The sequence below is a fragment of the Loktanella salsilacus genome (assembly GCF_024206795.1).
Lineage (GTDB): Bacteria > Pseudomonadota > Alphaproteobacteria > Rhodobacterales > Rhodobacteraceae > Loktanella > Loktanella salsilacus.
The window spans coordinates 1,397,415-1,408,429 of sequence record NZ_CP072994.1 but is presented as its reverse complement, the minus strand read 5'-3'; the positions used below and the strand labels follow the sequence as shown (position 1 = coordinate 1,408,429).

The 11,015-nt window shown below is 63.4% G+C and carries 9 protein-coding genes; 4 read left to right on the top strand and 5 right to left on the bottom strand.

Annotated features, from left to right (window positions below; all coding sequences use genetic code 11):
* Position 1 precedes the first annotated feature (1 nt).
* The 3 genes from KBW81_RS06920 to KBW81_RS06910 all read left to right on the top strand — a co-directional run bounded on the left by KBW81_RS06920 (position 2) and on the right by KBW81_RS06910 (position 3,885).
* Positions 2-1,555 (top strand): hypothetical protein, encoded by a 1,554-nt coding sequence (locus KBW81_RS06920; RefSeq protein ID WP_254248797.1) that lies wholly within the window; start codon positions 2-4, stop codon positions 1,553-1,555.
* Complete coding sequence (locus KBW81_RS06915) at positions 1,552-2,508, top strand: site-specific tyrosine recombinase XerD (protein ID WP_254248796.1); 957 nt, start codon at positions 1,552-1,554, stop codon at positions 2,506-2,508. The genes KBW81_RS06920 and KBW81_RS06915 overlap by 4 nt, the downstream gene beginning before the upstream one ends.
* A 69-nt stretch (positions 2,509-2,577) precedes the next feature.
* Positions 2,578-3,885, top strand: coding sequence for an HlyC/CorC family transporter (locus KBW81_RS06910; RefSeq protein WP_090184850.1), 1,308 nt, complete (start codon positions 2,578-2,580; stop codon positions 3,883-3,885).
* Positions 3,886-3,995: 110 nt separating this feature from the next.
* Here KBW81_RS06910 and KBW81_RS06905 read toward each other — a convergent pair whose 3' ends face one another.
* Positions 3,996-5,540 (bottom strand): helicase HerA-like domain-containing protein, encoded by a 1,545-nt coding sequence (locus KBW81_RS06905; protein WP_254248795.1) that lies wholly within the window; start codon positions 5,538-5,540, stop codon positions 3,996-3,998.
* Between the two features lie 389 nt (positions 5,541-5,929).
* On the opposite strand from KBW81_RS06905, the gene KBW81_RS06900 reads away from it, so the two are divergent.
* Entirely contained in the window at positions 5,930-6,640 is a 711-nt protein-coding gene (locus KBW81_RS06900; RefSeq protein WP_254248794.1) for an invasion associated locus B family protein, read from the top strand.
* A 56-nt stretch (positions 6,641-6,696) separates the two neighbouring features.
* Here the strand turns inward: KBW81_RS06900 and KBW81_RS06895 are convergent, their stop codons facing one another.
* The 4 genes from KBW81_RS06895 to KBW81_RS06880 are packed head-to-tail and all read right to left on the bottom strand — an operon-like array spanning position 6,697 to position 10,898.
* Complete coding sequence (locus KBW81_RS06895) at positions 6,697-7,905, bottom strand: beta-ketoacyl-[acyl-carrier-protein] synthase family protein (protein WP_254248793.1); 1,209 nt, start codon at positions 7,903-7,905, stop codon at positions 6,697-6,699.
* Positions 7,906-7,909: 4 nt separating this feature from the next.
* Positions 7,910-8,173: an acyl carrier protein gene (locus KBW81_RS06890; RefSeq protein ID WP_245754104.1), complete on the bottom strand. Its 264-nt coding sequence runs from the start codon at positions 8,171-8,173 to the stop codon at positions 7,910-7,912.
* 25 nt (positions 8,174-8,198) lie between these two features.
* A complete protein-coding gene (locus KBW81_RS06885; RefSeq protein ID WP_254248792.1) occupies positions 8,199-9,293 on the bottom strand; it encodes a UDP-3-O-(3-hydroxymyristoyl)glucosamine N-acyltransferase in 1,095 nt (364 codons plus the stop codon).
* Between the two features lie 33 nt (positions 9,294-9,326).
* Positions 9,327-10,898 carry a L,D-transpeptidase family protein gene (locus tag KBW81_RS06880; RefSeq protein ID WP_254249015.1) on the bottom strand — a complete coding sequence of 524 codons (1,572 nt, stop codon included), beginning with the start codon at positions 10,896-10,898 and terminating at the stop codon, positions 9,327-9,329.
* Positions 10,899-11,015 lie beyond the last annotated feature (117 nt).

The following is an 11,015-nucleotide window of genomic DNA, read 5'->3' as shown; positions in this document are numbered from 1 at the left end:
TATGGCGCAACGCGGCCTGATGCTGCCCCTGTTTCACGCCGCGTTTCTGGCCGCCGCCAGCAGCGCTTTGCCGCTTGCGGCCCAATCGGATCAGCCACTTTCCGCCATTGACTGGCTGTCGCAGTCGGTTGAACCGCCCGTCGCCGCGGCCAAAGCGCCCGCCAAACCCCGCCTAAACGAGCCGCCCACCGCCGACGGCGCGGGCACGCCGCAGATCATCGTCACCCCGCTAGATGCCGTCGCCCCCGACGCCATCGGCACACTGGCGCAGGCTGACACCGGCCTGCCGGTGACACTATGGTCCGCCAGCGACAGCGACGTTCTGGCGACGCTTATTCAGGCGCAGTCAGAGCCAGAACTGCCCGCCCTGCACGATCTTTTCGTCACGCTGCTGCTGGCCAAGGCCGACGCCCCCGCGGGCGATGCCGGGGCCTTGCTGCTGGCACGCATCGACAAACTGCTGGACCTAGCAGACCTGACAGAGGCGCAGGCCCTGATCAAAGCCGCCGACCCCATAGAGCCCGCCCTGTATCGCCGCTGGTTCGACGTTGCCCTGCTGACCGGCACAGAGGACGAGCCTTGCGCCGCAATGCAGACCGCCCCCGGTCTGGCCCCGACCTATCCCGCGCGCATCTTTTGCCTTGCGCGCAGCGGCGACTGGATGGCCGCCGCGCTGACGCTGAACACCCACCGCGCCCTTGGCGATATGCCCGATGACGAAGACGCGCTGCTGTCGCGCTTTTTAGACGCCGACCTTGTCGATCCCGCAGCGCCCTTGCCACCGCCCGACCGCATCAGCCCGCTGATCTTTCGCATGCGCGAAGCCATTGGCGAAGGGCTGTCCACTGGCCCGCTCCCCCTTGCCTTTGCCCGCGCGGACCTGCGCGATACGGTCGGGGAAAAGGCGCGTCTGGACGCGGCCGAACGCCTGTCCTTGCACGGCGCGCTGTCGCCGCAGGACCTGTCCCGCGTCATGACCGGCGTGACGCCCGCCGCATCCGGCGGCGTCTGGGACCGGGTCGACGCGTTTCGCAAATTCAACGCCGCCATGAACGACGGCGACCCTGACGCTGTCGCGGGCACCCTGCCTACCGTCTGGTCCGCCATGCAAGAGGTCCGGGCAGAGGTCGGCTTTGCCACCCTTTATGCCGCCCCGCTGTCGCAGATCGACCTGACCGGACCCGCCGCACAGATCGCGACGACCGTGCAACTGCTGTCGGGCGATTATGCCCGCGCCGCCGCCCTGCCGGACGTGCCCGCCTTCGTGCGCGCTGCGGCCCTTGGCGATTTCACGGGCGTTGATCCGCGCAGCAGCATGGAAGAGGCGATCGCCGCAGGTTTTGCCGATACGGCCCCGCCGCAGGTTTTTGCCGACCTATTGGCCGAGAAAAAATTGGGCGAGGCTTTGCTGCGCGCCCTGCCCTTGTTTGACGCAGGCGTTGCAGGGGATGCGCGCTCTGTCACCGATGCGCTGCTGGTCCTGCGCCGCGCGGGGCTGAACGATGTCGCCCGCCGCGCCGCCCTGCAACTGCTGCTGTTGAACCGCACCCTATGACGGGCACCGCCGCGCAGGGGCCAGACGCGATGGCCCGCTGGATCCAAACCTTTGTGGCCGCCCAAGCGGCAGAGCTTGACGCCGCCCGTAACACCCAATTGGCCTATGCCCGCGATTTAAGCGATGTCGCCGGCTGGCTGGCGGACAAGGGGCTGCACTTTGCCACGGCCACGCAGGACGACGTGACCGGCTACCTGATCGACTGCGACAATCAGGGCCTGTCCCGCGCCACCCGCGCCCGGCGCCTGTCGTCGATCCGCCAGTTGTACCGTTTCGCATTCGAGGAAGGCTGGCGCAGCGACAACCCCGCAATCCAGATCAAAGGGCCGGGCAAGTCTAAATCCTTGCCCAAAACCCTCACCGTCGACGAAGTCGGCCGCCTTCTGCAAGCGGCCCGCGACTGCGAAGTGGATGCGGTCAAAAACACCTGCCTGATGGAACTACTTTACGCCACCGGCATGCGCGTGACCGAACTGGTGTCCCTGCCCGTGTCCGCGGCCCGCGGCGATCCGCGCATGCTGCTGGTGCGCGGTAAAGGCGGCAAGGAACGCCTTGTGCCCCTGTCGCCCCCCGCCCGCGCTGCCGTCACCGCTTGGCTGATCGACTGGGACGCGGCGCAGGAACAGCGGCGCATCGCAGGCAAGCCCGTGTCCAAATACCTATTTCCGACGCGCGGGAAAATCGGCCACATGACCCGGCAACGGTTCTTTTTCCTAATCAAGGAACTGGCGCTGACCGCTGGCATCCCGCCCGCTGACGTCACCCCCCACACGATGCGCCACGCCTTTGCCACGCACCTGCTGGCAGGCGGAGCCGATTTGCGCGCGATCCAGATCATGCTGGGCCATGCTGACGTTGCCACAACCGAAATCTACACCCACGTTCTGGACGAGGCGCTCAGCGCACTTGTCTTGACGCACCACCCGCTGGCCCGCAAACCAAAGCCCCAATAAACCCGCAAACCCTTGAAGCGGGCCGCAACCATCCCCATAAACCCTCAAACCACTTTATATAGGCAGACCATGGACCCCGTATCGACCGCCGCCCCGCTTTTTGACGCAGCCTTCTGGCTGACGGCAGGCGGCATCATGGTGCTTCTTGTCATGTCGGGCTTCTTTTCCGGCTCTGAAACCGCGCTGACCGCCGCCTCGCGTGGCAAATTGCGCGCCGCCGCTGACCGCGGCAGCAAAGGCGCGCAAAAGGCGCTGGATGTCACCGAAGACAGCGAACGGCTGATCGGCTCGGTCCTGCTGGGCAATAACGTCGTGAACATTCTGGCGACGTCGCTGGCCACCGCGCTGCTGACAAAAACCTTCGGCCCCAACGGTGTCGCGCTCGCCACGCTGGTCATGACCCTGCTCGTCCTGATCTTCGCAGAGGTGCTGCCCAAAACCTACGCGATCACCAATCCCGAAAGCACTGCGTCACTGGTAGCCCGGCCGATCCAGCTGATCGTTATCGTGTTTTCGCCCATCGTGAACGCCGTGCGCTACTTTGTGCGCGGCGTGCTTTACGTCTTTGGCGTGCGCACCGATCCCAACAGCCACATCCTTGCCGTGCGCGAAGAAATCGCCGGTGCCCTGCAACTTGGCCACTCCGAAGGCGTGGTGGAAAAAGAAGACCGCGACCGGATCCTGGGTGCCCTCGACCTCGCCGACCGCACCGTGGCAGAGGTAATGCTGCACCGCTCTGGGATTGAGATGGTCGACGCTGACCAGCCCGCCGTCGATATCCTGCGCCAATGCCTTGAATCGGCCCATACCCGCCTGCCGCTTTACCGCGATGATCCCGAAAACATCGTCGGCGTCATCCACGCCAAAGACCTGCTGCGCGCCATCCACACCAGCGACGCCGACGGCGGCGACCCGCTGACCCGCGTCGACATCATGGACGTGGCAATGCCGCCCTACTTTGTGCCCGAAACCACGGCGCTGGACGAACAGATGCGCCAGTTCCTAAAGCGCAAAACCCACTTTGCACTCGTCGTGGACGAATACGGCGCGCTGCAGGGTCTGCTGACGCTCGAAGACATCATCGAAGAAATCGTCGGTGAAATCGCCGATGAATTCGACGAAGAAGACGACTACGTCTTCACCCAGACCGAAGACGGCGCCTACCTTATCGACGGCTCGATGACGATCCGTGACGTGAACCGCGCCCATGACTGGAGCCTGCCTGACGAAGAGGCAAACACCGTCGCAGGCCTCGTCATCCACGAGGCGCAGATCATTCCCGTCGAAGGTCAGGTTTTCTCGTTCCACGGCTTCCGGTTCGAGGTTGTCGACAAAGACGAAAACCGCCTCGCGACCCTGAAAATCCGCCCGCTTTAAGCCAGCAAGGGCGCGGCTCAAGCCGCGCCCTTGCCTTGCAAAACGCGGCACTTGTCCCATCATCTTGCCAAAAAATACTCAAAACTCCAATCCGGCCCACGGCGCGCCCATCAGCGCCCCTTGAACAGCCCGCCCAAAATCCCGCGGACAATGCGCCGCCCGGTGGTGCCTTTCAGCTCTTTGATCACAACGCTGGCGATTGCGCCGCCAAAGCCTTGATCGGATGTGCTGCTGCGCTTGCGCGATGTGGACCGCCCGGTTTGCGGCGCATCATAGCGGCGGGCCTGTTTGAATTCGCGCTCTTTCGCTTCGGCAGCTTCCTCTGCGGCTTCGGCCTTTGCCGCCTCAGCGGCAGCGCTATCGGCACGTTTGGATAGCATCTCGAACGCACTCTCGCGGTCGATCGCCGTGTCGTATTTCCCGGCCATTGGGCTCGCCGCCATCAGGGCCGCGCGCGCCGCCGCATCAATCGGTCCCAGCTGCGACGACGGCGGGCGGATCAAGGTGCGCTGCACCATCATCGGCGCGCCTTTGGCGTCCAGCATGGATGTCAGCGCCTCTCCGGTGCCGACCTGCTGGATCGCCTCTGCCGTGTCGAAATCGGGGTTGTCGCGGTAGGTTTCAGCGGCTTTTTTCAGGTCCTGACGGTCGCGGGCGGTGAAAGCGCGCAAAGCGTGTTGCACCCGGTTACCAAGCTGGCCCAGCACATCGTCGGGCACATCGGCGGGGTTTTGCGTGATGAAATACACGCCCACGCCCTTGGACCGGATCAGACGCGCGACCTGTTCGACCTTATCGACCAACACCTTTGGCGCGCCGTCGAACAGCAGATGCGCTTCGTCGAAAAAGAACACCAGCTTGGGCTTATCCGGGTTGCCGACCTCTGGCAGCTCTTCGAACAGCTCTGACAAGAGCCACAGCAGGAATGTCGCATAAAGCTTTGGCGATCCCATCAGCTGATCGGCAGCGAGGATATTGATCTGCCCGCGCCCGTCGGGGGCGCAGGTCATCATATCAGCCAGCTCTAGCGCAGGTTCACCAAACAGCGCATTGCCGCCTTGGTTTTCCAGCGTAAGCAGGCTGCGCTGGATCGCCCCGACCGAACTGGCCGCGACATTGCCATAACGCAGGGACAAGTCTTTGGCGTTCTGCCCGGTCCAGACCAGCAGCGATTGCAGGTCTTTGAGGTCCAGCAGCGGCAGACCTTCTTCATCTGCGACGCGAAAGGCGACGTTCAGCACGCCCTCTTGCACGTCCGTCAGACCCAGAAGCTGCGCCAACAGCAGCGGCCCCATCTCGGCCACGGTGGCGCGGATCGGGTGGCCTTGCTGGCCCAGCAGGTCCCAGAATGTCACAGGAAAAGCGCTGTATTGCAGATCCAGCCCGATTGTCGCGGCCCGTTTGGTAAAGGCGTCGTGCAGTTTGAAATCCGCCGTCCCGCTGGCGGCCAGACCTGACAAATCACCCTTCACGTCGGACAAAAACACCGGGACACCAGCGGCCGAAAACCCTTCGGCCAGAATTTGCAGCGTGACGGTTTTACCGGTGCCCGTGGCCCCCGCGATCAGCCCGTGGCGATTGGCCTTGTCCAGCAGCAGGGCCTGCGCCTCGCCGTAATCTTTGCCACCGCCACCGATAAAAATGCTGTCAGACATGCCGTCCCCCGAGTTTTCATTCCGGTCAAAATACATCCTTAACACCTCTATGCCAGAACAAAGGTGCCCGGTGTTTCCAATGTCCCCCGGGGGCACTGGGCGACTCCTCCCTGTCAGACTTGCCGCGCCTTCGGGCGCGGCGTTTTTTATCATCTGTTCTATGTTGACGCCGGGCGCTGCATTGCCTAACGTCTGCACAATTCGTCGGCAAAGTCCGACAGGGAGACAGCGGAAAAGGGTCCTTTCGGGGGCCCTTTTTCTATGCGCAACAGGTTATTACGCCTGATGCGGCCTGCGCGGCAGCGCGCCGCCCTTCGTTTTTTCCCACTGACAGCACCCCACTGTCGTGATAGGCCCGCCAACAGACCCATGACCCGGAGAACCCTGTTATGAAAAACGCCTTTACCCCTGTTTTGGCTGCCATCGTGTTGGCCACGTCGCCCATGGCTTTGCTGGCCCAAACGGCTGATGCGCCAAGCGCTGATACCGCAATCGAGGCACCTGCGGCGGACGCCCCAGTTGCTGACGCCCCCGCGGCTGAGGCCCCTGCTGCCGACGCACCGACCACAGACGCTGCTGACGCGCCTGCCGATGCAGCACCCGCTGCAGATGCTGCGCCCGCGACCGATACCGCTGCTGCTGGCCCCCAGGTCGGCGAGCCATATATCCGCGACAACTTTGGCGATTGGTCGCTGCGCTGCCTGAAGGCAGAAGAGGGTCAAGCCGACCCTTGCCAGCTGTACCAACTGCTCAAGGACTCCGACGGCAATGCGGTTGCTGAATTCAGCACCTTCCCGCTGCCCGATGGCCAGCAGGCCGCTGCGGGTGCGACGATTGTTGTGCCGCTTGAAACCCTGCTGACCCAGCAGCTGCGTTTGACCGTGGATAGCAGCGAAGCAAAGCTGTACCCCTTCACGTTCTGCAACGCCGCTGGCTGCGTCGCCCGCGTCGGCTTTACCTCTGCTGAACTGGCCCAACTGAAGCGCGGCAACAAAGCGACGCTGCGTATGGTGCCTGCTGCGGCGCCCGATCAAGAAGTGTTGCTCGACATCTCTTTGTCTGGCTTCACCGCTGGCTTTGACAGCGTGAACGAACAGTAAAACTGATTGAACAACCTTAGGCCGCCCTGCCAAAAGCGGGGCGGCTTTTGCGTGTCTTAGGCGCGGCGCAGCGCCAGCACTGCGTTCAATCCGCCAAAGGCAAAGGCGTTGGACATGGCCACATCAACGCGGGCCTGCCGCGCGGTATTGGCGACGTAATCCAGATCACATGCCGGGTCAGGCGCAGACAGGCCAATGGTCGGCGCGATGACACCGTCCCGCAGCGCCATGATGCAGGATAGCAATTCGACGGCGCCGGTGCCGCCGATCAGGTGGCCGTGCATCGCCTTGGTCGATGACACCTGTAATGCGTCCGCATGGGCACCAAAGACGTCGCGGATCGCTTGCGTTTCGGTCCGGTCGTTCACGGCGGTGCCCGTGCCATGGGCGTTGATATAGCCCACATCCGCCAGCGCGATGCCGCCATCGGCGAGCGCCCCGCGCATCGCCCGCGCGGCCCCTTCGGCAGAGGGAGTGACGATATCGGCAGCGTCCGATGACATGGCGAAGCCCGCGACTTCGCACAAGATATCCGCGCCGCGCGCGAGGGCATGCTCGCGCTCTTCGAACACGAAAACCGCGCCGCCTTCGCCTTGCACCATGCCGTTGCGATCAGCGGAAAACGGGCGGCAGCCGTCGCGGGACATGACGCGCAGGCCTTCCCACGCCTTGATGCCGCCGAAACACAGCATCGCCTCGGTCCCGCCGGTCAGCATGACGTCTGCCATGCCGCCCCGGATCATCCCCAGCGCCTGCCCCATCGCGTGATTGGACGACGCGCAGGCGGTGGATATCGTCAGCACCGGGCCGCGCAGATTGTGCCGGATCGACACATGGCTGGCGGCGGCATTGGCCATCAGGCGCGGCACGATAAAGGGATGCACGCGATTTTTCCCCTCGGCGTACACCGCGCGGTAATTGTCGTCTTGCGTGTTCAGCCCCCCGCCAGAGGTGCCAAGGATCACGCCCGCCCGTTCGCCCGCATCGCCGGACAGATCCAGCCCCGCCTGCCCCATCGCCTGCGCAGCGGACAGCAGCGCGAACTGGGTAAAGCGGTCGTAAAGCGTTAGGTCTTGGCGGCTGAAATGGTCGGCCTCGTCATAACCGCGAACCTGCGCGCCGATCTGGATTTGCAGCCGGTCCACGTCGCGGATGTCCAGCGGGCCAATGGCGCAGGTGCCTGCCTGCATCGCGGCCAGCGTCGCGGGGACGTCATGGCCCAGCGGGTTAATCGTGCCTGCCCCGGTGATGACGACCCGGCGCACGGCGCTAGACCTTCTCTTTCACAAGGTCCTGCACGGCGGCGATAATCGCGCGCACGGATGTCACGTCAAACCCGCTTTCCGCAGGCGCATTGGCGTTGAAGGGTACGGTGATATCAAACGCCTCTTCGATGGCAAAGATGGTTTCCACCAGCCCCATGCTATCGATCCCAAGGCTATCAAGCGTGTCGTCCAGCGTCACGTCAGACACATCCAAAAGCGCCTGATCCGCGAGGATGGCGATCACTTTGTCCTGCACATTCATGGTCATGGCTCCTGCTATCCGTGCCTGCGATTTAATCGCTCGCGCCGTCTTTGGGAACTAATTTCTGCAACGCGGCGAAATCCTTAAGCAGCTGCGGCAAGCGGCGCAGGCCCTTTTCGCGGGCGCGGTAGCTGGGCAGGTCCATCGCAGGCAGACCCATGACGAACATGCCGTCCTTCGTATCAACGTAAAGCCCGCTGGCCCCCGCCATCACCACGTCATTGCCAACGGTGATATGATCCTTGGTCGCGGCCTTACCGCCCATGACAACGCGGTCGCCCAGCACACCCGATCCTGCCATCGCCGCTTGACCGCACAGGATGCAGTCCTCGCCGATGATGCAGTTGTGGCCGACCATGACGTTGTTATCAATCTTGGTACCGCGCCCGACCTGCGTGGCGCGGATCGTGCCCGCATCGACGCAGGAATTTGCACCCAGTTCGACATCATCGCCAAAGATCACGCCGCCAAGACTGTGGATGCGGTGGCGCTTGCCATCCGCTGGCGGCGTCAACGGCTCACGGCCCATCGACTGATAGGCGCGTTCCTCGTTCGACAGCTCGCGCGTGACGTAGGAAAAACCATCAGCGCCAACGACAGCGTTCGGCTGTAAAATAACGCGGCTGCCAAAGTGGCAATTGCGCCCCACGCGGCTACCAGGGTTCAGCCAGCAATCGTCGCCAAGGGTCGAATTCAGGCCAATCGTGACATGCGCATCAATGCGGCAGCGATCGCCAATGCGCACGCCTTCGGCCAGCACAACAAACGGCCCAATGCTAGGGTCCGCGCCGATGGTGCAGCTGTCTGGTATGATCGCGGTGGGGTGGATCCCCGTGGGCGCGGGCGCGGGATCGAACGACTGGGTCAGCGCCGCCATCGCCAGACGCGCGCGCGGTACGGTGATTGCAGCCTTCAGCCCCATCGCCTGCCAGTCGGCCCCGTCCCAGACAATCGCCGCCTGCGCCGCGCTGGATTTAAGCGCGCCCGCATAGGCAGGCGACATCGCCAGCGCCAGATCGTTTGCGCCCGCTTGCCCCGGCTCTGCGGGGTGGTCCACCACAAGCGCCGTATCCCCGAAGGCTTCGGTCCCAAGGGCCTTTGCAATCTCGGCTACTGTCAAACCCATGGCGGACCCCTTTGGTGTAAGTTCAGGGCAGATTTAGCCCTGAACGGCGCGCACGGCTACCCCTGTCTGCGACAGTGCATTCCAGATCGCAGCATCGCGCCCATAAACGTCCCGGCGGAACTGCAGCGCGCCGGTCACATTGGTAAAGGCGGTGCGGTAGACGATATGCACCGGCACCGGCTCTTCCAGCGTCACACGGCTTTCAGCGCCGGTTTTCAGGCGCGATTGAAATAGCGCCTCTGGGTTCGATTCCTGCTTGGCCAGCAGCGCATAGGCGAAATCGAAGGGGTCGTTCAGACGGATGCAGCCGTGGCTAAATGCGCGGCTTTCGCGGCTGAACAGGCTCTTGGACGGGGTGTCGTGCAGATAGATGTTGTACTTGTTCGGGAACATGAACTTCACCAAACCCAGCGCGTTACGCTCGCTTGGGCCCTGACGCATCGAATAGGGAAAGGTGCGGGCGGTATAATTGCCAGCCTTGACCGACCCACGCGGCACGACATTGCCGCTGCGATCCGTCACGTCCAAATGGCTGACGGCGTTCGAGTTGCTTTGCAGTTGCGGCAGGTATTCATTCACCACGATGGACCGGGGCACGTACCAGCTGGGGTTGATGACCATATATTCCATGACGTCCGAAAATTCGGGCGACTGGCGGTCCGTATCGTTGGCCCCGATCACAGAGCGGGTGGAAAATGTGACGCGGTCGTTGTCCACGATGGTCGCGGTAAAGTCGGTCAGGTTGACCCAGATGTGACGCAGGCCGCGCGGGCGGTTGATCCAGCGCTCCCGCTCCATCGCGACGATGACGGACTGCATCCGCTTATCCAGCGGGACGTTGATTTCTTTCATCGTGTCGCTGCCAGCCGTGCCGTCGGCGGACAGGCCCATCGACTGCTGAAAACGCTGCACGGCGGCCTGAATGGTCGCGTCATAGGTCTGCGTTGCGGTGCGGTCCAAGTGACCCATCAGGATCAGACGGTTACGCAAATCAACGACAGCCTGACCGCTGGCACCCGGCGCAAGGCTGGACGCCTGCACCGCCGGGCCATAGCCGCCCTGCGCCAACAGATTTTCCAAGCGCAACTTTTCCCGCATCAGGCGGGCATACTCCGGGCTGCTTGGGGGCAGCGCGCGCAAGAATGCATCGGGGTTGGACTGCAAAAAGCCTTGCAAGGTGGCAAGGCGGGACCGCAATGGCACTTCGCGCACGATCAGCGGCACGACCTTGGACGGGGTCAGGATGCCGGTCTGTACGTCGCGGGCGTAGGTCAAAAACGCGGTCGAAAGCGCGACTTCCATCGCGCCCTGCTGCGCAGGCGTCGTGGCGGCCTGCAACTGCGCGATCAGCTCTTCGGCGTTATAACGCGCCTCTGGCAAGCCGTGGGCACCGGCGTTCGACAAGGCGGTCAGCAGCGCATTGCGCCGGGTGGTCGCGGCGCGGTCGTCGCCCGCCCAGATGCCCTGAAAATCACGGGCGCGGTAGAAAGTGGCTAGATCCTCGTCCCGGGCCGCCGATTCGGCGACAGCTTGGCGAAACGCGGTCACTTGGGCCTGCGCTGGGGCCGTACCCAGCACCCACAAGGTCATTACAGCGGCAAACATGAAAAAAGCGCGCAAAACGCGCGGCGCGGTCCGTGGCAGCGAAACGATCGTCAAAGTCTATCCCCCGAAAGACATGTGGCACCCGAAATTGGTGCATAAATTACAAGGGTTTTGCTA

Excerpts from the sequence above, each read along its gene's own strand:
- KBW81_RS06890 (WP_245754104.1), bottom strand. The coding sequence starts at position 8,173 with ATGACCATGAATGTGCAGGACAAAGTGATCGCCATCCTCGCGGATCAG.
- KBW81_RS06880 (WP_254249015.1), bottom strand. The coding sequence starts at position 10,898 with ATGTTTGCCGCTGTAATGACCTTGTGGGTGCTGGGTACGGCCCCAGCG.
- KBW81_RS06920 (WP_254248797.1), top strand. The coding sequence starts at position 2 with ATGGCGCAACGCGGCCTGATGCTGCCCCTGTTTCACGCCGCGTTTCTG.
- KBW81_RS06910 (WP_090184850.1), top strand. The coding sequence starts at position 2,578 with ATGGACCCCGTATCGACCGCCGCCCCGCTTTTTGACGCAGCCTTCTGG.
- KBW81_RS06885 (WP_254248792.1), bottom strand. The coding sequence starts at position 9,293 with ATGGGTTTGACAGTAGCCGAGATTGCAAAGGCCCTTGGGACCGAAGCC.
- KBW81_RS06905 (WP_254248795.1), bottom strand. The coding sequence starts at position 5,540 with ATGTCTGACAGCATTTTTATCGGTGGCGGTGGCAAAGATTACGGCGAG.
- KBW81_RS06900 (WP_254248794.1), top strand. The coding sequence starts at position 5,930 with ATGAAAAACGCCTTTACCCCTGTTTTGGCTGCCATCGTGTTGGCCACG.
- KBW81_RS06915 (WP_254248796.1), top strand. The coding sequence starts at position 1,552 with ATGACGGGCACCGCCGCGCAGGGGCCAGACGCGATGGCCCGCTGGATC.